Genomic DNA, 24,127 nt, shown 5'->3' with positions numbered 1-24,127 from the left:
GTCTCCCGACGTTCCTACGTATGTGACCAAGCTTCCCTCCTAAAGGTCTTGAGCTCTTCCGAGCGAATATCAACGCCACGCCGGCAGTGTGCCGCCCAGCCGCGCTAGCTCACGATCGTGAAATTCGCCGCCGCGACCGTGCCCGCGGTGGCACCGTTCAGCCAGACCGCAGTGTCGGTATCGATCTGCACCACGAAGTAAGCGCCGTTCTGATATGAGTGCGAGAGCACGTCGGCGAATGAGGTGAAGCCGCTGCCGTTGAGCTGCACGGTATCGGTGGCTGGAGTCCAGTCCTGAACCACCTGGATGCTCGGGACATCGTTGGAAACGAAGGTGTTGTTGCCGTCTCCGCCGAAATAGTAGTTCACGCCGGTGCCGCCGTCGAAGTAGTCGTTGCCGGCGCCGCCCAACAGCACATCGGTGCCATCGCCGCCATACATCACGTCGTTGCCGGCCCCGCCGTAGAGGTAGTCGTTACCCTCGTAGCCGTAGGCGGTATCGTCGCCGGCATCGCCAACCAGAACGTCGTTGGCGCTCGAGCCGACGGCGACGTCATTGCCATCGCCGCCATAGGCCGTGCCGCCGCCGGAAGGCATGTACAGGTAATCATTGCCCGCATTGCCTTCGAGAAGGTCGACACCCTGATCACCAATCAGGATGTCTGCACCTTGTCCGCCGTAAATGCTGTCGTTGCCCTGCCCTCCGTAGGCCATCACGGTCTCGGCAACTGACCCAGACCCGCTGACGATGATCGCATCGTTTCCGTCGCCGCCCTGGATGACAATGAGGCCGCTTAAGCCGATCGGCCCGTCATAGATCGTATCGTCGCCGCCACCGCCGTCGATCGCGGAGCCCTGTCCAGTGATGGTGTCGTTACCGAGGCCGCCATAAGCGCGGCCCGTGTCGAAAAAACCATCCCAGCCGGTGGAGATTATGTCATTGCCTTCGCCACCGTAGGCGATGCCACCCGACGCCTGGATCGAGTCGTCGCCGCCAGCTCCCGTTACGGTGGCGTCGAAGCCGGAAACAGTGTCGTCGCCTTCGCCACCATAGACAGTGTCGTTATGAAAAGAACTCGAGCTGAGACTGTCGTTGCCGTTGCCGCCATAGACAACGCTCCCGGTCATCGTGGCAGCGAGGGTATCGTTGCCGTCCAGACCGTAAAGGACGTCCTCACCAGCAGCGGCCGTGTGGTTGTCGTCGCCGAGGGTTCCAACGTAGGTGGTCACCAGAAATTTCCTTCCGGAGCTGAATGCAACGCCGGAAGGTTAGCAGCCTGATTGTGTTGACGCGAGTCTCGCGCGAGGTACAACCTGGCGCAGGTAGCTCTCGCGGCGTTCCTGCCCTCGTCGATCGACGTGCCGTCAGGTCTGCCGGATGAACTCCGCAATCAGGCCGCCGGTTTGCTGCGGGGCATCCTCGAAGCAGTAATGGCCGACGCCGGCGAGGCGCCTGACCGGCGCAGCGGGGAAGATCGCGGAAAACAGCGGCAGGAAATGTTCGGCGCGCAATGTGCGGTCCGCCTCGCCCCAGATCGCAAGCGCCGGCTTGCCGCGGATCAAACGTTCGGCGGCCGGACCGGGCGTCGCGAATGTATGCGCGCCGGTCGCAAACCCCTTGGCCCAACCGATCGCACCGAGGCAATCGGCCGGACGCGCGAAGGGCGAGCCGTAGGCCGCAAGCCATGAGTCGGTGATCACAGCGTTGTTCTCGAAACCGTTGAGCTTGAGCGTGCTCAGGATGTTGAAGCCGAGCTGTCCGAGAACCGGCTCGAGCTCGCCGCTCGCCTCGGCCCGGGCGATCCATTGAAACCACGGCGAAGCCAGCGCATTCGCGGTGACGCGCTCGAACAGATCGCTCTGCCCGAACGGCGTTGGTCCGTTGGCCGAGATGATGCGGCGGATGCGATCCGGATGCCGGGTCGCGAGCCCCATGCCGACCGGGCCGCCGAAATCATGCATGATCAGGGTGACGCCGGTGAGATCGAGCGCGAGGACCAGCGCTTCGAGATTGCCGACATGGTCCTGCAGCCAGTAGCTGCGCTGCGCCGGCGTCGCGCTCTTTCCAAAGCCCATGTGGTCCGGAACGATCACGCGGTGGGTCGTGCTCAGGCCTGCAATCAGGTGACGGAATAGATAGCCCCAGGTCGGTTCGCCATGCAGGCAGAGCACCACCTCGCCGTCCCGCGGGCCCTCGTCGACATAATGCATCCGGAAGCCGGGAGCTGCGGTGAAATGCGGCGCGAAGGGAAAGGTCCCGTCGAACGTGGCGTCGGGTTGGATCATGACTGACCTCGCATGGTTTTAATTTGAAACCATCGTGTATCGCTTGTGGTTTTACTTTGCAACCGATATATCGAGCTCAATATGGTGATGGTCTCTCCAGCCGCGCCATTGAGCTGATCAACGTGAGATGAGGAGCGGCAGGCGGATCGCGATGGCCAAGAGAGTGAGCCACAAGGACTCCATGTGCGGCGTGGCACGGCCGCTGGATGCGATCGGCGACTGGTGGTCGCTGTTGATCGTCCGCGATGCGTTCGACGGGTTGCGCCGGTTCGGCGAGTTTCAGAAGAGCCTCGGGCTCGCCAAGAACATCCTCTCGGCCCGGCTCCGCAATCTCCTGGCGCACGGCATCATGGAAACCGTACCCGCGGCGGACGGCAGCCCCTATCAGGAGTACGTCCTGACCGAGAAGGGACGCGGGCTCTTCCCGCTTCTTGTCGCGCTCCGGCAGTGGGGCGAGGATTTCTTCTTCGAACCCGACGAGGCGCATGTGCTGCTGGTCGACCGCAAGACCGGGCAGCCGGTACGGCGGCTGGAGCTGCGCGCGCAAGACGGACGCGTCGTTGGCGCTGAGGACACGATGGTCCGCCTGCCGCCCGCGTCGCCCTAGAAAGAGACCGCGTGAGAAGCGCCGCGATGCGCACGCTCCGTCGACAGGAACCGGATATTAACCCTCCTTGCCGCAGCATCCGCGCGTGGAGGTATGACCAATGCAGACATTCCGGATTTCGCTGAGTGATGGGACGCGGAAATTCCACACGGTGATTCAGGCCCCTGATTCAGCATCCGCGCACATCAAGGCCGCCTACTTCTTCGATACCTCGAAGTGGCGGATTCTCAGTGTTTCAGTGACCACCGCCGCGATGGCCGCGTAAGCTTCCACAAACGCTAGCCTGTTCGGTCGAGTTCGGCGGCGGCAAGCCGTGCGATCGCAAGGTCGATCTCGGCCAACGGATCGCCGTCGCCGAGAAACCAGGCCGCCGACAAGCCGGTCCAGGCGACGATCCATGACAGCAGACGCCGGCGATCGAGCCGTGCAGCCTCCACGACGATGTCGAGACGCTGCGCAAAGCGCCCGGGTTCGGTCGCAACCGGCCGCGCCGGGTCGGCGAGATCCGGATTGGTGAAGATGTTGGCGAAGTCGAAGCCTCGCTCGCCGACGAGATGCTTCGGATCGATCGCGAGCCAGCCCCGCGCGCCAAAGTCGAGCACGTTGTCATGGTGCAGGTCGCCGTGCAGGACCACCATCTCGCGTTGATTGCCGAGCAGGTCTTCGGTCACTTCAGCCGATCGGTTCAGGATGCCGCCATGCGCCCTCGCAGCGGGCCATAGCTCACCAAACCAGTGTGTCAGCGGCGTCAGATCCGGCCGCGGCTTTGCTCTCTCTGCGTGGAGCCGATCGGCCGTCGCACAGAGAATCCTGCAGGCCTCATCGTCCCGGCCGGTTCGCGCCATCGCGCTGAGCGAAGCCGAACCCGTCGCCCTTTCGAGCAACAGCGCGTTGCCATCGTGGGCGAGGACGCGCGCCGCGCCGTCTCCGTCCCACCACGCCATGACGATGGCGCCGAGGCACTCGTCCGGCTCGCTCGAGAGTTTGAGCATTGCGGGTTCCGTGCCGCCGCACCGGCAGCAACCGCGCGGCGTGCGTCACGATCGGGTGGCCGTCGGGGATGAGGCTCCAGGCCGCGAGATAGGGTTCGAACATCTGGTGATTGACCGGGATGGAGAAACGGGCCCCCGTCGTTCTAGTCATCGCCTGCACGCACTGCCACGGCTGCTCCCTGCGGCGCATCGTGGCAGGCCCGGCTCGAACCGGTTCCCCCGCCGCCCTGCCCATGTTGGCTGATGACAGCCCCCACCCATCTCGCGCTACAATGTCGCAGCCGGTGCTACGGAGGGTGTGGTGATGCCGCGAAAGGGAATTACCGGACACGACGATTGGGTGGTCACGGAGGCCCTGGCCACGGCGCTGGTCGCGCTCGAGCAGCTGCCGTCGAAACATCAGCCGCGCGCGCATATGGAGGATGTCCGGAAAATCCTGACCTCGCGATGTGAGTCTGGCGCCGTCACGCTGCATCTTGCGCAGGCCAAGTGCCGGTTGTTTCCGGATACCGATCCGCTGACCATCTATGAGGAATACGGCCTCAAGGATGGACTGGGATAACGGCCGCGGCGGCGGCTGACTGACCGCCGAACCACTATTCGCGGCTGACGCGCCAGATCGTGCCGTTGCCGTCTTCCGAGACCAGCAGCGCGCCGTCACGCGCCACGGTCACCCCGACCGGGCGGCCCCAGATCTCATTGTCGCCGATGACAAAGCCTGTGACGAAATCCTCGTACTCGCCGGTCGGCACGCCGTCCTTCAACCTGATGCGGATGACCTTGTAGCCTGTACGCTTCGACCTATTCCACGAACCGTGTTCGGCCGCAAAGGCATCGCCGCGATATTCGGGCGGAAAGCTGCTGCCGGTGTAGAAGGTCAAGCCGAGCGAGGCCGAGTGGGCCTGTAGCAGGACGTCGGGCACCGTCACCTTGTCCTTGAGGTCGGGTCGCGCACCGGCATGCGCAGGGTCTTCGTTGGCGCCGATGTAGTACCACGGCCAGCCGTAGAACGCGCCCTCGCGGACCCGCGTCACATAGTCGGGCACGAGGTTATCGCCGCGGCCGTCGCGCTCGTTGGTCGAACACCACGGCGTGCCGCTTCCGGGCTGGATCGCCAATCCGACGCAGTTGCGGATTCCGGTGGCGAATAGTTTCTGGTTCTTGCCATCAGGGTCAAAGGCGAGCACGGCGGCGCGGTCGGTCTCGATCCCCCAGGCCGCGCCAAGCGCATGATCACGGCTCCAGGCCTCAACGCCTTGCGGCGGCTGACCGAGGCCCTCGCCTGCATTGCCGGCGGAGCCGACCGACACCAGCATCCGCTTGTCGTCGGGCGTGAACACGATGTCACGCGTGAAATGATTGCTGCCGCGCGGCAGCCGGGCGACCGCCTCGGGCTTTCCCGGCGCCTTGAGATCGCCGTTGCGGTAGGCAAAGCGCACGACGCTGTCGGTGTTGGCGACATAGAGCCATTGCGGATTGTCGCCGCTTGGGAAGAATGCGATGCCGAACGGCCGGCTCAATCCGGTTGCGTAGACCTCATTGGTCGCAGGCTTGGTGGCGCCGTCGGCGCTGCGCAGGATGCGGATGCGGCCGGGGCCGGTCTCCGCGACGAAGATATCGCCATTGGGCGCAGTCCGGATGATCCGCGGCCCGCTCAGCCCGCTTGCAAACAACTCGATCTTGAACCCTGCCGGCACCTGCGGCACCGCCGAGGCGGGTCGCTGCACGACGCGCGACGAATTGCTGCTGGAGGCCGTTGCGCCCGGCCTGGGCAGGTCCTGCGGTGTGATCAGGCGCACCGTGCCGGGCTTGTCGCGCTGCCAGTCGCCAAAGGCCTCGGCACCTCTGAGCACGGGTTCGGCGCCCGATCGCGTGATGCTGATTGCTGCGAGGATAACGGCGGCAATGCTGACGCCGGCAAGACTTGACTTACGCATATGCTCCTCGCGCGATGTCCCTGTCAGTCGCGCTGCTCATAGCGCAATTCGACTTCCGGCCGCGTTCACAATGTCGTCGCATCAATGTCCGTTGGGGAGACGTCGTCACATCAATCGACGCGCGCTTCGCGAGATGCGTTACACGGCCCTCGAACGGACCATGGGCTTGCGCTCGGCTGTCGACGGCTCGCGAAACGCCGGCGTCTCTCCAAGCGGCGGCTTGAGAGGAACCGTGAGCCGGCATATTAGGCCTTCGGCGCGCCAATCGAAGTCGGCCCGTCCGCCGAGCTGGGTCTCGATGCTGGCGATCACGCTTCGCGTGCCGAAACCTTTCTGCTTCGGTTTGGTCACCAGCGGCCCGCCGGATTCCACCCAAGCGAGGATCAGCGTCTCGTCGTGCACTTCCCAGGTGATGGCGAGCCGGCCCGACAATACCGACAGGCTGCCGTATTTCGCGGAGTTGGTGACGAGCTCATGCAGCGCCAACGCCAGCGTCTGCGCGGTCGCGGGCTGCAACTGCACCTCGCCGCCGGCGATCTGGATCTGCCCGGCCTCGGAATAGGGCGCGATCTCCTCGGTCACCAGCCGCCGGACTTCGGCGCCCTGCCAGCTCGACAGCGACAGCACGGTGTGAACGCGCGCCAGCGCCGTGATGCGGCCCTCGACCGCCCGTACATAGGCGGTGACGTTCTGCGCGCGGGTCAGCCGCACGATCGATTGCGCCAGCGCGAGCGCGTTCTTGGCGCGATGGTCGACCTCGCGGGTCAGCAGCGTCTGGCGTTCCTCGGCCTTCTTGCGATCGGTGATGTCGACGGTAACGCCGCTGACCCGCACCACCCTGCCGTTTCTGTCGCTGGTCGCCGCAGCCGTGCCGACACACCAGCGCACTTCGCCGTCCGGCCGCATGATGCGAAATTCGGCTTCATACGACGTCTGGCCGTTACCGAACCCGGCCCAGGCTTGCCGGAGTTCTTCGACATCGTCGGGGTGAAACAGCTCCTGGATATTGTCGGAGGTCAGCGCGAAGGATTTCGGGTCGATGCCGAAAATCTTGTATTGCCCCTCATCCCACATCCAGTCGCCGTTGACCCAATCCCAGTCCCACGAGCCCATCTTGCCCGCGGCAATCGCCATGCTGCGGCGCGCCTCGCTTTCGACCAGCCGCGTGGTCGACTGCTCGAGCTCGGCGGTGCGCGCGCGCACACGGTCCTCGAGCTCGGCGTTGAGGCGTTCGAGCTGGCGTGTCTTGCGGTAGAGCTCGGCGAACACGCGGATCTTTGCCCGCAGCACCTCGGGCACGACCGGCACCGGCACGTAATCGACCGCGCCCATCTCGTAGCCGCGTAGCCGGTCGATATCGCTGACCTGGATCGCCGAGATGAAGATCATCGCGGTCTTCTGGAAACGCGGATGCTCGCGGATCATCGCCGCGAGCTCGAAGCCATCGAGCTCGGGCATGCAGACGTCGACCAGGATGACCGCGACTTCGTTCTTGAGCAGAAACTCGAGCGCCTCGCGGCCCGACGATGCGGCGACAAGCGTTTCGCCGAGCTCCTTCAGGATCACCTCATAAGCCAGCAGCTTGGCCGGCTGGTCATCGACCAGAAGGATGTTTACCTTTTCGTGGTCCATCATGTTCGATCGCCGATCAGCGGTGCAGCCACATGCGGATCGCCAGCAGCAGTTGCTCGGTGTTGACGGGTTTCGCCAGATAGTCGGACGCGCCCGCCTCCAGGCATTTCTCGCGGTCGCCCTTCATCGCCTTCGCGGTCAGCGCGATGATCGGCAACCGCAAAAAGGCGGGATTTTGCCTGATGGCGCCGATGGTCTGGTAACCGTCCATCTGCGGCATCATGATGTCCATCAGCACGATCGCGATCTTCGGGTTGGATTCGACCAGCGAGATCGCCTCATGACCGGTTGTCGCCGTCAACACCTTCATACCGCGCCGTTCCAGCACGCTCGACAGCGCGAAGATGTTGCGGGCGTCATCGTCGACCAGCAGCGCCGTCTTGCCAATCAGGTCCTCATCGGAACTATTGAGCTTCTCCAGCATCCTCTGTTTTTCGACGGGCAATTCCGTGATCACACGGTGCAGGAACAGTGACGTTTCATCGAGCAGCCGCTCCGGCGACTCCACACCTTTGACGACGATGCTGCGCGCCATCGTGTGCAGTTCCGCGTCTTCCTCGGCCGAAAGTTCCCGGCCCGTAAACACGACAACGGGAATATTGGAGAGCATTTGGTCCTGGCGGATCTGATCCAGCACCTCGAAACCGCTCATGTCGGGCAGCCGTAGATCGAGCACGACGCAGTCGCAGGGATTTTCGCGCAGCGTCGAGAGCGCCCCTGCCCCGGTGCCGCTGGTCACGATCTCGATATCCTCGTGCCCGAGCAGCTCGGTGATGCTGAGCTGTTCCGCCGCGTTATCCTCCACGATCAGGAGCCGCTTGCGGCGCGGTCTCGCGTATTCCTTGATCTGCGACAGCGCGGCGCTGACGCCTTCGGTCGTGGTCGGCTTGTTGACGAAGGAGAAGGCGCCGCGGGCCAGCGCATGTTGCCGGTCCTCGTCGAGCGTAATGATCTGGACCGGAATGTGACGGGTCAGTGGATTGTGCTTGAGCTGGCTCAGCACGGTCCAGCCCAGCATGTCCGGCAGGAAGACGTCGAGCGAGACCGCGCTCGGCTGGAACTGCTTGGCGAGATCGAGCGCCTCGGCGCCGCGGGCTGCGACCAGAACCTTGAAGCCCTTGTCGCGCGCCAGATCGATCAGGACCCGCGCGTAATGCGGATCGTCCTCGACGATCAAAAGGATGGTGTCGCCGGGCTCGAGATTGAGCCGGTCGTCCGGAAGCTGCTCGATCACGCGCTCCTGCGTGCCCGCTGATTGCAGCGACGGTGCCGTGGTGTGCGGCATCTGTAGCGGCTGAGCCTGCGGTCGCAGCCCGGCCGACGGTCCGGCATATTTCAGCGGCAGATAGAGCGTGAAGGTCGAGCCCTTGCCCGGCGCGCTGCGCAGATGGATCTCGCCGCCAAGCAGGCCCGCCAGCTCGCGGCTGATGGCAAGGCCAAGACCGGTGCCGCCATATTTGCGGCTGGTGCCGGCGTCGGCCTGCTGGAACGCCTCGAAGATCAGCTTCTGCTTCTCCTGGGGAATGCCGATGCCGGTATCCGACACTTCGAACGCGACGACGGCGGGCGCCGCGTTGAGGATCGGATGCTCTGCACTCCAGCCGCCGAGCGCGGCCGACACCGTCAGGCTGACGCCGCCCTCCGCGGTGAACTTGAACGCGTTCGAGAGCAGGTTCTTCAGCACCTGCTGCAGCCGCTTGGAGTCGGTGACCATGCTGCGCGCCAGATTGGCGTCGACATCGATGCTGAAGGAGAGGTGCCGGTTCTCCGCCTCGTGACGGAACGGCCGTCCGACCGTCTCGAGCAGGCTCGACGTCAGAATTTCCTCGGCATCGACCGTCACCGTGCCGGACTCGATCTTGGAGAGATCGAGGATGTCGCTGATCAGGTTCAACAGGTCGGTGCCGGCACCATGAATGGTGCGGGCGAACTCGACCTGCTTGCCGGTCAGATTGCCGTCCGGATTCTCGGTGAGCTGCTGGCCCAGGATCAGGATCGAGTTCAGCGGCGTCCGCAGCTCGTGCGACATGTTGGCGAGAAATTCGGATTTGTACTTCGAGGTCAGCGACAGCTCGGTCGCCTTCTCTTCCAGCGCGCGCCGCGCCTGCTCGATTTCCTGGTTCTTGCGCTCGACGTCGACATTGCGCTCGGCGAGCTGTTGGGCCTTCTGCTCGAGCTGATCGTTGGTCTGCTGCAATTCCTTCTGCTGGGTCTGCAGCTCGCCGGCGAGCTGTTGCGACTGCTTGAGCAGCGCCTCGGTCTGCATCGTCGCCTCGATGCTGTTGAGCACGATGCCGATGCTGTCGGTGAGCTGTTCGAGGAAGGTGATCTGCGAGGTCGTGAACGAGGAGATCGAGGACAGCTCGATCACCGCCTTGACCTGGTTCTCGAACAGCACCGGGAACACGACGAGGTTCTTCGGCATGACCCGCATCAACGCCGAATTGATCGGCACCGCATCGCCGGGAATATCGGAAACGAAGCGCTGCCGCTTGTCGAGCGCGCACTGACCGACCAATCCATCGCCGAACTGGACGATTTGCGGATGCGGATTGTTGCTGTCGCTGGCATAGGCCGACAACAGGCGCAGCTGCGCATTCTCGGGATTGTCGACCTGGTAGATCACGCCCATATGCGCGTTGATCAGTGGCGCCAGCTCGGTCAGCAGCAGACGGCCGACGGTCGCAAGATCGCGCTGGCCCTGCAGCATGTTGGTGAAGCGCGCCAGATTGGTCTTCAGCCAGTCCTGCTCGGTGTTGCGCTCCGTCGTGAGACGGAGGTTGCCGATCATCGTGTTGATATTGTCCTTGAGCTCTGCGACCTCGCCGCGCACGTCGACCTGAATCGAGCGCGTCAGGTCGCCCTTGGTGACCGCGGTCGCCACTTCCGCGATCGCGCGCACCTGGGAGGTTAAGTTGGCCGCCAGCAGGTTGACGTTGCCGGTCAAATCCTTCCAGGTGCCGGCTGTGCCGGGCACGTTGGCCTGACCGCCGAGCCGGCCCTCGACGCCGACCTCACGCGCCACGCTGGTGACCTGCTCGGCGAAGGTCGCGAGCGTCTCGGTCATGTTGTTGATGGTGTCGGCGAGCGCGGCCACCTCGCCCTTCGACTTCACCGTCAGGTTCTGCTTCAGGTCGCCGTTGGCAACCGCGGTCACCACCTTGACGATGCCGCGCACCTGCTCGGTCAGGTTCGCCGCCATGACGTTGACGGTGTCGGTGAGATCCTTCCAAGTGCCGGCGACGCCGCGCACCTCGGCCTGGCCGCCGAGCTTGCCCTCGGTGCCGACCTCGCGCGCCACGCGCGTGACCTCGCCGGCGAAGGCGTTGAGCTGGTCCACCATCGTGTTGATGGTGTTCTTCAGCTCGAGAATCTCGCCCTTCACGTCGACCGTGATCTTGCGTGACAGGTCCCCGCGCGCCACAGCGGTGGTCACCTCGGCGATGTTGCGGACCTGCGTGGTCAGGTTCGCGGCCAAGAGGTTGACGTTGTCGGTGAGGTCCTTCCAGGTGCCGCCGACGCCGGGCACCACGGCCTGGCCGCCGAGCCGTCCCTCGGTGCCGACCTCGCGCGCCACGCGCGTCACTTCGGCGGCGAACGAGCGCAGCTGCTCGACCATCGTGTTCAGGGTGTCCTTGAGCAGCAGGATCTCGCCGCGCACGTCCACCGTGATCTTCTTCGACAGGTCGCCGCCGGCGATCGCGGTCGCGACCTCGGCGATGTTGCGGACCTGCGCGGTGAGATTCGACGCCATGAAGTTGACGTTGTCGGTCAAATCCTTCCAGGTGCCGGCGACTCCGGGCACTTCGGCCTGACCGCCGAGTTTGCCCTCGGTGCCGACCTCGCGCGCCACGCGCGTCACTTCACCGGCGAAGGCGTTGAGCTGGTCGACCATCGTGTTGATGGTGTTCTTCAGCTCAAGGATTTCGCCCTTCACGTCGACCGTGATCTTGCGCGACAGGTCGCCGCGCGCCACGGCGGTGGTCACTTCAGCGATGTTGCGGACCTGCGCCGTCAAATTGCCGGCCATCGAGTTGACGCTGTCGGTCAGATCCTTCCAGGTGCCGGCGACGCCGGGCACGTTGGCCTGGCCGCCAAGGCTGCCGTCGGTGCCGACCTCGCGCGCCACGCGTGTCACCTCGCCCGCGAAGCGGTTGAGCTGATCGACCATCGTGTTCAGTGTTTCCTTCAGCTGAAGGATCTCGCCGCGCACGTCGACCGTGATCTTGCGCGACAGGTCGCCGCCGGCGATCGCGGTCGCCACCTCGGCGATGTTGCGGACCTGTGCCGTGAGGTTGCCGGCCATCGAGTTGACGCTGTCGGTCAGATCCTTCCAGGTGCCGGCGACGCCGGGCACTTCGGCCTGGCCGCCGAGCTTGCCGTCAGTGCCGACCTCGCGCGCCACGCGCGTCACTTCGCCGGCGAAGGCGTTGAGCTGGTCGACCATGGTGTTGAGCGTTTCCTTCAGCTGAAGGATTTCGCCCGACACGTTCACCGTGATCTTCTTCGACAGGTCGCCCTTCGCGACCGCGGTCGCAACCTCCGCGATGTTGCGGACCTGCGCGGTTAGGTTCGAGGCCATCGAGTTGACACTGTCGGTCAGATCCTTCCAGGTGCCGGCAACGCCGCGCACCTCGGCCTGGCCGCCGAGCTTGCCTTCGGTGCCGACCTCGCGCGCCACGCGCGTCACTTCGCCGGCGAAGGCGTTGAGCTGGTCCACCATCGTGTTGATGGTGTCCTTCAACTCGAGGATTTCGCCGCGCACGTCCACCGTGATCTTCTTCGACAGGTCGCCATTGGCGACCGCGGTGGTGACGCCGGCGATGTTGCGGACCTGCGCGGTCAGGTTCGACGCCATGAAGTTGACGTTGTCGGTCAAATCCTTCCACGTGCCGGCAACGCCGAGCACGTTGGCCTGGCCGCCGAGCTTGCCTTCGGTGCCTACCTCACGCGCCACGCGCGTCACTTCGGATGCGAAGGCGTTGAGCTGGTCGACCATGGTGTTGAGGGTTTCCTTCAGCTGAAGGATCTCGCCCGACACGTTCACCGTGATCTTCTTCGACAGGTCGCCGCCGGCGATCGCGGTCGCGACGTCGGCGATGTTGCGGACCTGCGCGGTCAGGTTCGACGCCATGAAGTTGACGTTGTCGGTCAGGTCCTTCCAGGTGCCGGCGACGCCGGGCACCTGGGCCTGGCCGCCGAGTTTGCCTTCGGTGCCGACCTCGCGCGCGACGCGCGTCACTTCCGAGGCGAACGAGTTGAGCTGGTCGACCATCGTGTTGATGGTGTCCTTCAGCTCGAGGATCTCGCCGCTGACGTCGACCGTGATCTTGCGCGACAGGTCGCCGCGCGCCACCGCCGTGGTCACATTGGCGATATTGCGCACCTGGGCAGTCAGGTTGCCGCACATCGCGTTCACCGAGTCGGTCAAATCCTTCCAGGTGCCGGCGACGCCGGGCACGATAGCCTGGCCGCCGAGCTTCCCGTCGGTGCCGACCTCGCGCGCCACGCGCGTCACTTCCGACGCAAACGAGCGCAACTGATCGACCATCGTGTTGATGGCTTCCTTCAGCTGCAGGATCTCGCCGCGGACGTCGACCGTGATCTTCTTGGACAAGTCGCCATTGGCGACCGCGATCGTCACCTCGGCGATGTTGCGGACCTGGCCGGTCAAATTGTTGGCCATCGAGTTGACGCTCTCGGTCAGGTCCTTCCAGACACCGGTCACTTCCGGCACCTGGGCCTGGCCGCCGAGCTTGCCCTCGGTGCCGACTTCGCGGGCCACGCGCGTGACCTCCGAGGTGAATACCGAGAGTTGCTTGATCATCGTGTTGACGATGTTCGCCGACTGCAGGAATTCGCCGCGCAGCGGCCTGCCCTCGACGTCGAGCTGCACGGTCTGCAGCAGGTCGCCCTGCGCCACCGCGGCGACCGCCCGAGTGACCTCGCGGGTCGGCCACAAGAGATCGTCGATCAGCGTATTGACCGAGCTTTCCATATCGGCCCAGGCGCCGCTGGCGAGGCCGAAATTGACGCGCTGGCGGGTCTGCCCCTCGCGGCCGACCACCTGTCCGACGCGCGCCAATTGCTGCGCCATACGTTCGTTCGCCGCGGCGATTTCGTTGAAGGCGTCCGCGATCTTGCCGTCGATCCCGAGATAGTCGCCGCGCATGCGAACCGAGAAGTCGCCGCCGCGCATCGCCTGCAGGGATTGCAGCAGGTCGTGCGAGGAATCGAGGCTTCCGTTGGATGATTGGGCGCGGCGGGTATCAGCACGGGGACGAGGCGGCGAACCGAGATCGGTCATGTAATTTCCCCTACGCGCTGGCCCCCTGTCGAGAGACTCGGAAAAGCCAGTGTGACCATAAGAATGACTGCCCGTGTTCTATTCAAGCGGGAAAACGCCAAAACCGCGATTTGTGACGCAAACCGAGTAGCTTAATCGCTAATGGAACCTAAAGTTCCAACGCGGAATGGAACTTTTTCGCAAAGCAGCGTAAGCCGTTCGTATTGCCTGGTCCCCACGGTCGCATCTGATCGCATTGGAACATTCGCCTCTCCGAAACGTTCCGGCCGAATGGCAGGATTTGTGATGGTTAAGAAATCGGATCGACCCAAGCGCGGCATTTTCGAGAGCGAGCGCAACTTTCGGCTGTTGGCCGGAGGCCTGATCGACTACGCGATCTGCATGCTCGCCCCCGATGGACGGGTGACCAACTGGAACAAGGGCGCCGCGCGCATCACGGGCTATTCGGCGAAGGCCATCCTCGGCAAGCACTTCTCGGTCTTCTATCCTGCGGAGGATCGCGCTTCCGGCCTTCCCGCCAAGGCCCTGCAGATCGCGCGGACGGAAAAGCATGCCGCGGCGGAGGGCTGGTTCATCCGCAAGGATGGATCGCAATTCCACGCCTCTGTCGTCATCGACCCGATATACGAGAAGCGCAAGCTCGTCGGCTACGCGATGGTCACCCGCGACATCACCGAGCGGCAGCAAGCGCGCGCGGATCTCGATGCCAGCGAAAGCCAGTTTCGTCTGCTGGTGAGCAACGTCACCGACTACGCGCTGTACATGCTGACGCCGGCCGGGATCGTCGCCAACTGGAACGCCGGCGGCGAGCGCATCAAGGGCTATTCGCCCGACGAGATCATCGGCCAAAGCTTCTCGCGGTTCTATACGCCGGCCGACCAGGCAGCAGGCAAGCCGGCCCGCGCGCTCAAGATCGCGGAAGAGACCGGGCACTACGAGGAGGATGGCTGGCGGGTCCGCAAGGACGGCTCGTTCTTCTGGGCCAGCGTCGTGATCGATCCGATCCGCGACGGCGACGGCAGCCTGGTCGGCTTTGCCAAGATCACACGGGACATTTCCGAGCGGCGTGAGGCGCAACAGAAGCTCGAACTGGTGCAGCGCCAGCTGGCGGAGTCGCAGAAGATGGATGCGCTCGGTCAATTGACCGGCGGCGTCGCGCACGATTTCAACAACCTGCTGATGATCATCTCGGGCAATCTGCACCGGATCAAGCGCGAGGTGACGAGCGAGCGCGGCCAGCTCGCGCTCAGCGCGATCGACACCGCCTCCGAGCGTGCCGCCTCCCTGACCAGCCAGCTGCTCACCTTCGCGCGCCGTCAGAGCGTCAATCCGCAGACCGTCGACGTCGCCGACAGGATCGCCGCGGTGCGCGAGGTGCTGAGCAGCGCGCTAGGCGGCGCGATCAAGTTGAACATGGAGATCCAGCCGGATCTCTGGCCGGTGTTCGTCGACCCGAACGAATTTGAAACCGCGCTGATCAACCTTGTGGTCAATGCACGGGACGCGATGGCCAATGGCGGTACGCTGACCGTCTCGGCCCGCAACGCACCCGAAACCGCCGAGGTCGCCGTCGGCGTGGCCGATACCGGCGAAGGCATTCCCGAGGATGTGCTGAGCAAGGTCTTCGACCCGTTCTTCACCACCAAGCCGGTCGGCAAAGGGACCGGCCTCGGACTGTCCCAGGTCCACGGTTTTGCGCACCAGGCCGACGGCCGGGTCGAGATCGCAAGCACGCTCGGCAAGGGCACGACGGTCAGCATCTACCTGCCCCGCGGGACCGCTGCCGCAAAGCGTACGACCGCGGACCACAGCGTGCGCGGCTCCGCAATCGTCCTGCTGATCGAGGACAATCCCGCTGTCGCCGATGCGAGCACGGGCCTGCTCGAACAGCTCGGCTACACCGTGCGCTGGGCGTCGAACGCAGAAGCTGCCCTATCGGAAATCGACGCCAACGGGGTCGATGTGGTGTTCAGCGACATCGTGATGCCCGGCAGGATGGATGGGCTGAAGCTGGCGCGCGCGATCCGGGACAGGAAGCCCGAGCTGCCGATCCTGCTGACGACCGGTTACAGCAAGAGTGCACGCGACGTGAGGTCCGACTTTCCGGTCCTGCGCAAGCCGTACCGCATCCACGATCTCAGCCGCGAACTCTCGAAACTGACCGGACAAGGCTCGGGCGGCGTCATGGGCAACCCGTCCGCAGGCGCTGTGGGCGAGTTCGATTCCGCCGCGCGGGACGTTGCGCTCAGACCAAAGGCAAAAGCGCACTCCTAAAAAACCAAGGGCTAGCGTTCGGCCGGCCAGCTTCGCCGCACCAATTGCACCCGCTCGATACGGCTGCACTGCTCGCAGCGGTACTGGAGAATATCCCTGCCCTCGGTGCCCGGGTGGCTGCTCTCAAGCCGCATCGTCCTGATGCAGCTGATACAGGAAATCAGCGTCAGCAACGGGCTGCGATCGTCATTCATCGATGCCCGCGGTGGCGCGGTCGGATCGGCGATCATGGCGCTGGACGATGCTATGGAATTGGCTCTCACCACAAGAAAATGCCCATCCGTGGCTCCGGTTCCCGCCTCGAAACCAGATTTGGGCTCAAGCCGGTCTGAGGTGCGCCCTCCAGCTCGGGCAGGTCGATCAAACCTTCGCGTTGCTGTGGCCCGGCTTGGGCGTGCTCTTCGAGTTGACGGGGGTCGGCTTGACGGTAGCAACGGGGCGATCCGCAAAGCTTCGGCTCAGCCGCTCCCGCACCGTCGGGAGGCGGTCGCCGCCGCCGGAGGCTTTCCATCGACCAATGAGCTCAGCCACTTCGGCCCGCATCGCCATCAGCCGGTATGACGCCTCGCTGCAATCGAGGTCGCGGTTGATCTGATCCCGGATCGACGCCTCGATCAGGGTCATTTCAGCCCGCAAGGTGCTGATCCTTCGACGAATTTCGTTGATCTTGTTGTCCATGGCTTGTTAGAACAAAAATAGAACATATTGTCAAGTCACGATCCAGCAAACGAGGTAGGCAATGAGCATGGCAGCGGTAAGATTTGGCGGGGTTGCGGAGCGCCTTGGCGGGCTGATGACCCGTGCCCAGGCGCTGCGGCTGAGGAACCTTGCCGAGGAAGCATATCAGCCGAACCAGTACGCGCGCGACCTGACGTCCGAGGAGGCCGAACGGCGCATCGATGCCCTCAGGGCCGAGATCGCGCTGGCGGACTCTTTCTGAGTTGCCCATCCCGACCGGGCCGGACACCCCCTTAAGGCTTTGATATAGCGGCGCAGCTAGTTCTGTTTCTGTCGTTGCTGCTTTGTCTTTATCGCTGCTTTGCTTTGGGGGAGCCTCACGTGCTGGAGCTGGAGAAGCGATCGCCACTGGCGTTCCCGATCACGCTGAAAAACGGGCGAACGCTCGCGACCGTCGGCGACGCCGCGGACTATTTGTCGACGCTGAATATCGATCAGCGCGAGCGTGGCTACTGGAAGACGGCGATCATGATGTTCAACAACGCCATGCGCGAACCGGGTTATCTGAAAATCGCGACCATGAACCTGCGGTCCGCGCTGGTGTATGACCGCCTCGTCGACGACGTCGGCCCCTGATTGTGGTGCGGCGGCTACAGCCGAATCGGCGGTGGTCTCGTAAGTCGCTGTTCGTTATGGCCGCAAACAAGGTAACGGCGGTACACGCGACGGCCGGATGCGGATTGCGCTTCGGCTGCTAATCTAGGGCCGCCTCGGAGGGCCAAAGGAAGGCCAAGGCGGCCCCTTTTCTTTCAAAGCAATTCCTTCAAAGCAATTTGGCGCGGACGAACAGCGTCCGCAACGCGTTGGTTGCTTGCACCGTCAGCATGGCGTTCCCGGCCGCGCGCTCCAGCGCAACCAGCGCCTCATCATGCAGCGAGCGGAATTCCATCCATTCGACGGCGCTGAGATTGCTGATGAAGCGGTAGGCCTGACCGACGGTCGCAAGCGTCACCGTCTCGCCGTTCAGCCGCACCTTGAACGTCGCCTTCAGCGGCGTGTCGGATTTGGATACGTCACCCATGGCGCGGTTGTGCGCCGCGCGGCGTTAATGTCAATCTAATTTCTCTGCATCCGCCCCGGTGCATCGGCTCCACTGAATCGCAATGTCTGTTAGCGTTTTGTGGGGGTGATTCGTGCCTGAACTTGCCAACACAGCCTATCTCGATGCGCTCAATTCCGAGCAGCGCCGTGCGGTCGAGCACGGGGTCGGCACGGATTGCATCGTCGGCGCCCCGCTGCTGGTGATCGCGGGCGCGGGCTCCGGCAAGACCAACACGCTCGCCCATCGCGTCGCGCATCTGATCGTCGCAGGCGCCGATCCGCGCCGCATCCTGCTGATGACCTTTTCGCGGCGCGCAGCCGCCGAAATGGCCGGCCGCGTCGAGCGCATCGCACGGCGCGTGCTCGGCGAGCGCGCCTCCATCATGACCGATGCACTGAGCTGGGCCGGCACGTTCCACGGCATCGGCGCGCGGCTGCTGCGGGAATTCGCCGAACGCATCGCCCTCGAGCCGGCCTTCACGATCCATGATCGTGAAGACTCCGCCGACCTGATGAACCTGGTCCGCCACGAACTCGGTTTCTCCCGCGCCGAAAGCCGGTTTCCCACGAAGGGCACCTGCCTTGCGATCTATTCGCGCTGCGTGAACGCCGAGATGCCGATCGAGACCGTGCTCGGGCAGTTCTTCCCCTGGTGCGCTGGCTGGGCCAGCGAATTGAAGCAGCTGTTCGCGGCCTATGTCGAAGCCAAGCAACGGCAGAACGTGCTCGATTACGATGACCTCCTGCTCTATTGGTCGCAGATGGTGACGGACACTGCGCTGGCCGAGGAGATCGGCGGCCGCTTCGACCATGTGATGGTCGACGAATATCAGGACACCAACCGCCTGCAGTCCTCCATCCTGCTTGCGCTCAAGCCTGGTGGGCGCGGGCTCACCGTGGTCGGCGACGATGCGCAGTCGATCTATTCGTTCCGTGCCGCCACCGTGCGCAACATCCTCGACTTCCCGTCGCAGTTCAGCCCGGCTGCCGAGATCGTCACGCTCGACCGCAACTATCGCTCGACGCAGCCGATCCTGTCGGCAGCCAATGGCGTGATCTCGCTCGCCAAGGAACGCTTCACCAAGAACCTCTGGACCGACCGCACCTCGTCCCGCAAGCCGCTGCTCGTCACGATCCGCGACGAGGCCGATCAGGCGCGCTACATCGTCGAGCAAGTGCTGGCCAACCGCGAAGAAGGCGCGCTGCTCAAGCACCAGGCGGTGCTGTTCCGCACCTCCTCGCATAGCGGACCGCTGGAGGTCGAACTGACCCGCCGCAATATTCCGTTCGTGAAATTCGGCGGGCTCAAATTCCTCGATGCTGCGCACGTCAAGGACATGCTGGCGCTGCTGCGCTTCACCGCCAATCCGCGCGACCGGGTCGCGGGCTTTCGGATCCTGCATCTATTGCCCGGCGTCGGGCCGGCCTCGGCGCAGCGCGTGCTCGACCGCATGGCCGAGGCCGCCGATCCGATCGCAGCGCTCGCAGCACTGCCCGCCCCGCCCCGCGCCGGTGCCGACTGGCGGCTGTTCGTCGAGGCCATCGAGAACCTCCGCTATTCGGAATGGCCTGTTGACATCGAACGCGCGCGCCACTGGTACGAGCCGCATCTCGACCGCATCCACGAGGATAGCGAGGTCCGCCGCGCCGACCTCATCCAGCTCGAGCAGATCGCCGCCGGCTATCCGTCACGCGAACGCTTCCTCACCGAACTCACACTCGATCCGCCGGACGCGACCAGCGACCAGGCCGGCGTGCCGCTGCTCGACGAGGATTACCTGATCCTGTCGACGATCCACTCCGCCAAGGGGCAGGAATGGAAGTCGGTCTACGTGCTCAATGTCGTCGATGGCTGCATGCCCTCCGATCTCGGCGCCGGCACATCGGCGGAACTCGAGGAGGAGCGCCGCCTGCTCTATGTCGCCATGACCCGCGCCAAGGACGATCTGCACCTGTTGGTGCCGCAGCGCTTTTTCGTCCACGGCCAGGCCGCCAAGGGCGACCGCCACATGTACGCCTCGCGCACCCGTTTCATCCCGGAACGGCTGCTGCCGATGTTCGAGCGGACCACCTGGCCGCGCGCCGCCACCGCGCAGGCCGCGTCCGCCAGCCGCGCGCCGCCGATCGACATCGGAGCCCGGATGCGCGGCATGTGGCGCTGACGCCGGTTGCGAAAGATTTTTCAGACGGCCTGGAACGAAGCCGCCGGCCTCGCGTTGAAGCCGCGTTCGTAATCGGCAAACGACCATCCCCGACGGCTTCGGCGCGAAGTTTCGCGCTGGAGCCGTCGTTTTTTTGCGCCGCGTCAATTCACGCAGGAAACAATCTGACGGGCTGGTCGAAGCCCTTCAGCGCGTGATCGGAACCGGCTGCCGTGATCATATCGCCCGTTCTTTCCCGCACCGCCGTCGTGACCAGGATCTCGCCGGATTTCGCCGCCGCCTGGGCGCGCGCGGCGCGGTTCACGACGGTGCCGACCGCCGTCAGGTCGCGATGGGTCTGGCCGAACTCACCGAAATTGGTGTCCCCGCTGTCCATCCCGATTCCGATGCCGATCTCGATGTCGCCGGCGCCGATCGTCCGCACCAGCGCGTCGTGCCTTTCCTGGAAGCGGCGCTGGATGTCGCGCGCGGCCAGCAAGGCCTGCACCGCATGATCGTCCCGCCGCACCGGAAAGTTGAAGATCGCGAACACGGCATCGCCGATCGTCTTGTTGAGAATGCCGTCATAGCGCCAGATCGCGGCGGCGCAGTCATCGTAGAACGCATCCAGCAGCGATGTCAGTCCGTCCGGCGCGATGGTCTGGGTCAGCGTGGTGTAGCCGCGCAGATCGGCAAACAGGATGGTGGCGTCGATTGTCACGGCGCGCGCCTTCATGATCTTCGAGAAGGCCATCTCGCAGAGCGTGCAGGTGTTCGGGTTCATGCGGCTCGGCTTGACGCCAAACAGGCGGAACGGCGCCGACAACGGGCCGCGCAGGGGAATCGGCATATGCAGGTTTTGCCAGCAGCCGAGGCAGATCGTTGCAGGTTCCGGAGTCATCGGCACACCACCAGTCGTTCCAGCAACGAAACCCGGGCGATCCAGGACGTCCGGGCCGGGATTTGCAGCGCGCCGCGCTCAGGTCGGCGTCACGAAGCTCAGTCCGATCCGCGTCTTCTTGCTCCAGACCACCTGGCACTCGTAGACAACAGAGGCGTCCTTGGCCATCACCAGGAGGAAGCGATGCGGGACGAAGGCCGGATTCTCGACCTCGATCGCGGCTCCCTCCGGCGAAATGTTCACGATCGTGCAATGCATGACCGAACCGCCCGATGAAACATAGCCGGGTTCATTGACCTCGGTTCGCGGATGCCTGCGCTTTTCGTCCACCCAGCCTCCCCCCCAATTTCCTTTACACAAGCGTGGGCGATCGGCATTGCCCAAGTCAACGGCTCCGACAGGCCGGATCGGGCTTTCGCACCACGATTTGTGCGAAGCAGTAGGCCGAATTGCTTATCGCGTCACTGCAGATGAGCCCCGCGTCAGCGCGGGCTTGTCGTTCGCGATGGCGCGAGGATAGCCTCACCCTATGGGCGAAGCGCTGGCGCGACGCACGCTCCTGATAACAATGAACAGGCGCCATGGGGAAAACGCGCCATGTTCGAGATTCTCGATCGCCGGACGACTCTGACCGGCAACCAGATCAAGATCCTTGCGGCGGCCATCATCGGCGATGCGCTGGAATTCTTCGACTACTTCCTGATCGGCTTTGTGCTCGCGTTCCTGATCGGACCGTGGAAACTCACCTTTGGCCAGTCGGCCACCGTGCTGATGAGTTCCGGCATCGGCGCCATCATCGGCGCGTATCTCTGGGGCTGGCTCGCCGACCGGATCGGCCGCCGCATCGTCTTCATCGGTACCGTCCTGAACTTCTCGATCGCGACCGGCCTGCTCTATTTCACGCCCGATAACGGCTGGGTCTACCTAGCGATCCTGCGCTTCTTCGTCGGCGTCGGCGTCGGCGGCCTCTATTGTGTCGACCTGCCGCTGGTGCAGGAGTTCATGCCCTCGCACAAGCGGGGCTGGGTCGGCGGGCTGGTGACCTGTGTGATCCCGCTCGGCGTCGGGCTCGGCGCGGTGCTGGGAGCCGTGATGGGCGCCGACCAGTGGCGGCTGTTGTTTGCGATCGGCGTGCTGCCGGCGGTCCTGGTGCTGCTGGTCCGGCTCTGGGTTCCGGAATCGCCGCGCTGGCTGTGCCGGCAGGGACGCTATGACGAAGCCCGCAAATCGCTCGCGTGGGCCCTGCAGGTTCAGCCGTCCGAACTGCCATTGCCGAGCGCGGCCGACGCCGGTCCGATCGTCAAGACGAGCTGGTTCGACCTGTTCAAATATCCGCGCAGCCTGATCGTCTCCTGGCTCGGCAATGCCGGCGCGCAGACCGGCGTCTACGGCATCACACTCTGGGCGCCCGCGCTGTTCGTGCTGCTCCTGAAGGTGACGCCGCAGGAGGCCGCCAAGATGATGATCCTGCTCAGCGTCACCGGTTTCCTCGGCCGCATCTCGTTCTCCTGGTTCTCGGAACTGCTGGGACGGCGCGTCGCCGGCGGCCTGCTCGGGTTGGGGGCCGGAGCGCTGACGATCATCGCCGGTTACCACTACGACGCGACGCTGTTTGGGATGTCGGCGTTCTGGCTGTTGCTGGCTGCCGCCTTCTTCTTCGCCGACGGCGGCTTTGCGATCGTCGGGCCCTATGCGGCCGAGGTCTGGCCATCGCATCTGCGCACTACGGGCATGGGGTCGGCCTATGGCTTCGGCGGCATCGGCAAGATCATCGGGCCGGTCGGGCTTGCCCTGATCGTCGGCTCCAACAACTATCTCAAGCCGGACGTGCCGCTAACCCAGATCCCGACCGCCTTCGTCTATCTCGGCTGCTGGTTCCTGATGGCCGGCGCCGTCTATCTGTTCTTTGGGCTCGAGACCCGGGGCAAGTCGATCGAGCAGATCGACAAGGAGCTCAACGCGACGGCTGACGTCGCGGCGTCCGCAACGATCCGGCGCGCCTGAGGGAGGCGAAGATGAGCGTGACCTCTATTGATCTTGCGGGCGATCGCGACGTGATCGCCCGCGCCGAGGCGATCAGGGACGTGGTTGCGGCCGCCTCCAACGATATCGAGATGACGCGCCGCCTGCCGCCCGACCTGCTCGACCGGCTGCATGAGGCGCGGCTGTTCCGCCTGCTGTTGCCGCGGTCGACCAACGGGATCGAGACCGATCCCGTCACCTTCTTCCATGTCATTGAGACCATTGCGAAGGGCGACGCCTCGACGGCGTGGTGCCTGAGCCAGGCCGGCGGCTGTGCGATGTCGGCCGCCTATCTCGACCTGCCGGTTGCGCAGGAGGTGTTTGCCGACCCACGCGCGGTGCTCGCCTGGGGTCCCGGCCCGAAGGTCAAGGCGATTGAGTGCGAAGGCGGCTACCGCGTCACCGGGGTCTGGTCGTTTGCCTCCGGTGGGCGGCATGCCACCTGGCTCGGCGCCCACTGCCCCATCTATGCCGCCGACGGCGCACCGCGCCGTGACGCCAATGGCGAGCAGGTCGAGCGCACCATGCTGGTGCGCACCGAAGACGTTGAATGGACCGACATCTGGAACACGGTCGGGCTGCGCGGCACCGCCAGCGACCAGTTTGCGCTCAACGACTTCTTCGTCCGTTCGGACCATTCGATCACCCGCGAGTTCGACCGCGAATGCCGCGAGCACGGCCCGCTGTACCGGATGAGCAACCACACTTGCTATCAGATCGGCTTTGCCGGGGTCGCCTGCGGCATTGCCCGCAGCGCGGTGGACAATTTCGTCGACGTCGCCCGCAACAAGGTGCCGCGCGGCATGAAGAAGACGTTGCGGGACAATGCGGTCGTGCAATCCGGCCTCGCCCAGGCCGAGGTCAATCTGCGCGCCGCCCGCGCGTTCCTGCTGCAATCGATGGCCGACATCTGGAAGGACTTGGTTGCCGGCAACAGCATCACGGTCGCGCAGCGCATGACGATCCGGATGGCGGCAACGCATGCAATCCACAAGGCGCGGGAGGCGGTCGACTTCGCCTACAATGCCGCCGGCGCCACCGCGATCTTCGACAGCCATCCGCTGGAGCGGCGCTTCCGCGACATCCACACCGTGACCCAGCAATTGCAGGGCCGGTTCAGCCATTTCGAGACCGTCGGCGCCTGGATGCTCGGCGTCGATGCCGACCTCAGCTTCGTCTAGGGCCTCGTTCCGATTGGATCGGAACGAGGCCCTAGATTCTCGTTTGGACGCATTTTCTTCACGCGAACC

19 protein-coding genes and 1 pseudogene are annotated in these 24,127 nt (G+C 64.5%); 9 read left to right on the top strand and 11 right to left on the bottom strand.

Features of this window, described 5'->3' with window-relative positions; translation table 11 throughout:
- Positions 1–104: 104 nt before the first annotated feature.
- The gene (locus tag WDM24_RS20380; RefSeq protein ID WP_338832232.1) at positions 105–1,229 is read right to left on the bottom strand and encodes a calcium-binding protein; all 1,125 of its coding nucleotides are present in this window, start codon (positions 1,227–1,229) and stop codon (positions 105–107) included.
- A gap of 135 nt (positions 1,230–1,364) precedes the next feature.
- On the bottom strand, positions 1,365–2,285 hold the full coding sequence (locus WDM24_RS20375) for an alpha/beta fold hydrolase (protein WP_338832231.1): 921 nt from the start codon (positions 2,283–2,285) through the stop codon (positions 1,365–1,367).
- A gap of 151 nt (positions 2,286–2,436) precedes the next feature.
- On the opposite strand from WDM24_RS20375, the gene WDM24_RS20370 reads away from it, so the two are divergent.
- Together WDM24_RS20370 and WDM24_RS20365 are read left to right on the top strand one after the other, a co-directional pair.
- On the top strand, positions 2,437–2,892 hold the full coding sequence (locus tag WDM24_RS20370) for a winged helix-turn-helix transcriptional regulator (RefSeq protein WP_166306753.1): 456 nt from the start codon (positions 2,437–2,439) through the stop codon (positions 2,890–2,892).
- A gap of 100 nt (positions 2,893–2,992) precedes the next feature.
- Positions 2,993–3,157, top strand: coding sequence for a hypothetical protein (locus tag WDM24_RS20365; RefSeq protein WP_166295504.1), 165 nt, complete (start codon positions 2,993–2,995; stop codon positions 3,155–3,157).
- 13 nt (positions 3,158–3,170) lie between these two features.
- Here the strand turns inward: WDM24_RS20365 and WDM24_RS20360 are convergent.
- Positions 3,171–3,987 (bottom strand): annotated as a pseudogene (locus WDM24_RS20360) (aminoglycoside phosphotransferase family protein).
- A gap of 201 nt (positions 3,988–4,188) precedes the next feature.
- On the opposite strand from WDM24_RS20360, the gene WDM24_RS20355 reads away from it, so the two are divergent.
- The gene (locus WDM24_RS20355) at positions 4,189–4,446 is read left to right on the top strand and encodes a hypothetical protein (RefSeq protein WP_338687968.1); all 258 of its coding nucleotides are present in this window, start codon (positions 4,189–4,191) and stop codon (positions 4,444–4,446) included.
- A gap of 34 nt (positions 4,447–4,480) precedes the next feature.
- Here the strand turns inward: WDM24_RS20355 and WDM24_RS20350 are convergent, their stop codons facing one another.
- The 3 genes from WDM24_RS20350 to WDM24_RS20340 form a co-directional block, all read right to left on the bottom strand.
- Positions 4,481–5,821 carry a sorbosone dehydrogenase family protein gene (locus WDM24_RS20350; RefSeq protein ID WP_338832230.1) on the bottom strand — a complete coding sequence of 447 codons (1,341 nt, stop codon included), beginning with the start codon at positions 5,819–5,821 and terminating at the stop codon, positions 4,481–4,483.
- A 138-nt stretch (positions 5,822–5,959) separates the two neighbouring features.
- Positions 5,960–7,453, bottom strand: coding sequence for a sensor histidine kinase (locus tag WDM24_RS20345; RefSeq protein WP_338832418.1), 1,494 nt, complete (start codon positions 7,451–7,453; stop codon positions 5,960–5,962).
- Positions 7,454–7,469: 16 nt separating this feature from the next.
- On the bottom strand, positions 7,470–13,760 hold the full coding sequence (locus tag WDM24_RS20340; RefSeq protein WP_414645739.1) for a HAMP domain-containing protein: 6,291 nt from the start codon (positions 13,758–13,760) through the stop codon (positions 7,470–7,472).
- Between the two features lie 285 nt (positions 13,761–14,045).
- On the opposite strand from WDM24_RS20340, the gene WDM24_RS20330 reads away from it, so the two are divergent.
- On the top strand, positions 14,046–16,034 hold the full coding sequence (locus WDM24_RS20330) for a hybrid sensor histidine kinase/response regulator (protein WP_414645738.1): 1,989 nt from the start codon (positions 14,046–14,048) through the stop codon (positions 16,032–16,034).
- A gap of 11 nt (positions 16,035–16,045) precedes the next feature.
- Here WDM24_RS20330 and WDM24_RS20325 read toward each other — a convergent pair whose 3' ends face one another.
- Together WDM24_RS20325 and WDM24_RS20320 are read right to left on the bottom strand one after the other, a co-directional pair.
- Positions 16,046–16,264, bottom strand: a complete 219-nt coding sequence (locus WDM24_RS20325) for a hypothetical protein (RefSeq protein ID WP_029081845.1) — start codon at positions 16,262–16,264, stop codon at positions 16,046–16,048.
- A gap of 130 nt (positions 16,265–16,394) precedes the next feature.
- On the bottom strand, positions 16,395–16,712 hold the full coding sequence (locus WDM24_RS20320) for a hypothetical protein (RefSeq protein WP_338832229.1): 318 nt from the start codon (positions 16,710–16,712) through the stop codon (positions 16,395–16,397).
- 61 nt (positions 16,713–16,773) lie between these two features.
- On the opposite strand from WDM24_RS20320, the gene WDM24_RS20315 reads away from it, so the two are divergent.
- Positions 16,774–16,974, top strand: coding sequence for a DUF3072 domain-containing protein (locus WDM24_RS20315; protein WP_035977071.1), 201 nt, complete (start codon positions 16,774–16,776; stop codon positions 16,972–16,974).
- Positions 16,975–17,093: 119 nt separating this feature from the next.
- Positions 17,094–17,348, top strand: coding sequence for a hypothetical protein (locus WDM24_RS20310; RefSeq protein WP_166205003.1), 255 nt, complete (start codon positions 17,094–17,096; stop codon positions 17,346–17,348).
- A 187-nt stretch (positions 17,349–17,535) separates the two neighbouring features.
- Here WDM24_RS20310 and WDM24_RS20305 read toward each other — a convergent pair whose 3' ends face one another.
- On the bottom strand, positions 17,536–17,793 hold the full coding sequence (locus WDM24_RS20305) for a hypothetical protein (RefSeq protein WP_029081847.1): 258 nt from the start codon (positions 17,791–17,793) through the stop codon (positions 17,536–17,538).
- Between the two features lie 112 nt (positions 17,794–17,905).
- Between WDM24_RS20305 and WDM24_RS20300 the strand changes: the two genes are divergently transcribed.
- The gene (locus WDM24_RS20300) at positions 17,906–19,975 is read left to right on the top strand and encodes an ATP-dependent helicase (protein ID WP_338832228.1); all 2,070 of its coding nucleotides are present in this window, start codon (positions 17,906–17,908) and stop codon (positions 19,973–19,975) included.
- A 148-nt stretch (positions 19,976–20,123) separates the two neighbouring features.
- Here the strand turns inward: WDM24_RS20300 and WDM24_RS20295 are convergent, their stop codons facing one another.
- Complete coding sequence (locus tag WDM24_RS20295) at positions 20,124–20,855, bottom strand: adenylate/guanylate cyclase domain-containing protein (RefSeq protein ID WP_166205007.1); 732 nt, start codon at positions 20,853–20,855, stop codon at positions 20,124–20,126.
- Between the two features lie 78 nt (positions 20,856–20,933).
- A complete protein-coding gene (locus WDM24_RS20290; protein ID WP_338832227.1) occupies positions 20,934–21,185 on the bottom strand; it encodes a PilZ domain-containing protein in 252 nt (83 codons plus the stop codon).
- 267 nt (positions 21,186–21,452) lie between these two features.
- Between WDM24_RS20290 and WDM24_RS20285 the strand changes: the two genes are divergently transcribed.
- Together WDM24_RS20285 and WDM24_RS20280 are read left to right on the top strand one after the other, a co-directional pair.
- Positions 21,453–22,859 (top strand): MFS transporter, encoded by a 1,407-nt coding sequence (locus WDM24_RS20285; protein WP_338832226.1) that lies wholly within the window; start codon positions 21,453–21,455, stop codon positions 22,857–22,859.
- An 11-nt stretch (positions 22,860–22,870) separates the two neighbouring features.
- A complete protein-coding gene (locus WDM24_RS20280) occupies positions 22,871–24,058 on the top strand; it encodes an acyl-CoA dehydrogenase family protein (protein WP_338832225.1) in 1,188 nt (395 codons plus the stop codon).
- Positions 24,059–24,127: the final 69 nt, after the last annotated feature.

It is taken from the genome of Bradyrhizobium sp. 27S5 (assembly GCF_037217225.1).
Classification (GTDB): domain Bacteria; phylum Pseudomonadota; class Alphaproteobacteria; order Rhizobiales; family Xanthobacteraceae; genus Bradyrhizobium; species Bradyrhizobium septentrionale.
The sequence above is the reverse complement of the archived record's forward strand: the minus strand, read 5'-3'. Positions and strand labels throughout refer to the sequence as shown.

Excerpts from the sequence above, each read along its gene's own strand:
- WDM24_RS20350 (WP_338832230.1), bottom strand. The coding sequence starts at position 5,821 with ATGCGTAAGTCAAGTCTTGCCGGCGTCAGCATTGCCGCCGTTATCCTC.
- WDM24_RS20375 (WP_338832231.1), bottom strand. The coding sequence starts at position 2,285 with ATGATCCAACCCGACGCCACGTTCGACGGGACCTTTCCCTTCGCGCCG.
- WDM24_RS20305 (WP_029081847.1), bottom strand. The coding sequence starts at position 17,793 with ATGGGTGACGTATCCAAATCCGACACGCCGCTGAAGGCGACGTTCAAG.
- WDM24_RS20315 (WP_035977071.1), top strand. The coding sequence starts at position 16,774 with ATGAGCATGGCAGCGGTAAGATTTGGCGGGGTTGCGGAGCGCCTTGGC.
- WDM24_RS20320 (WP_338832229.1), bottom strand. The coding sequence starts at position 16,712 with ATGGACAACAAGATCAACGAAATTCGTCGAAGGATCAGCACCTTGCGG.
- WDM24_RS20340 (WP_414645739.1), bottom strand. The coding sequence starts at position 13,760 with ATGACCGATCTCGGTTCGCCGCCTCGTCCCCGTGCTGATACCCGCCGC.
- WDM24_RS20345 (WP_338832418.1), bottom strand. The coding sequence starts at position 7,453 with ATGGACCACGAAAAGGTAAACATCCTTCTGGTCGATGACCAGCCGGCC.
- WDM24_RS20280 (WP_338832225.1), top strand. The coding sequence starts at position 22,871 with ATGAGCGTGACCTCTATTGATCTTGCGGGCGATCGCGACGTGATCGCC.
- WDM24_RS20330 (WP_414645738.1), top strand. The coding sequence starts at position 14,046 with ATGGTTAAGAAATCGGATCGACCCAAGCGCGGCATTTTCGAGAGCGAG.
- WDM24_RS20295 (WP_166205007.1), bottom strand. The coding sequence starts at position 20,855 with ATGACTCCGGAACCTGCAACGATCTGCCTCGGCTGCTGGCAAAACCTG.
- WDM24_RS20325 (WP_029081845.1), bottom strand. The coding sequence starts at position 16,264 with ATGATCGCCGATCCGACCGCGCCACCGCGGGCATCGATGAATGACGAT.
- WDM24_RS20365 (WP_166295504.1), top strand. The coding sequence starts at position 2,993 with ATGCAGACATTCCGGATTTCGCTGAGTGATGGGACGCGGAAATTCCAC.
- WDM24_RS20355 (WP_338687968.1), top strand. The coding sequence starts at position 4,189 with ATGCCGCGAAAGGGAATTACCGGACACGACGATTGGGTGGTCACGGAG.
- WDM24_RS20370 (WP_166306753.1), top strand. The coding sequence starts at position 2,437 with ATGGCCAAGAGAGTGAGCCACAAGGACTCCATGTGCGGCGTGGCACGG.
- WDM24_RS20285 (WP_338832226.1), top strand. The coding sequence starts at position 21,453 with ATGTTCGAGATTCTCGATCGCCGGACGACTCTGACCGGCAACCAGATC.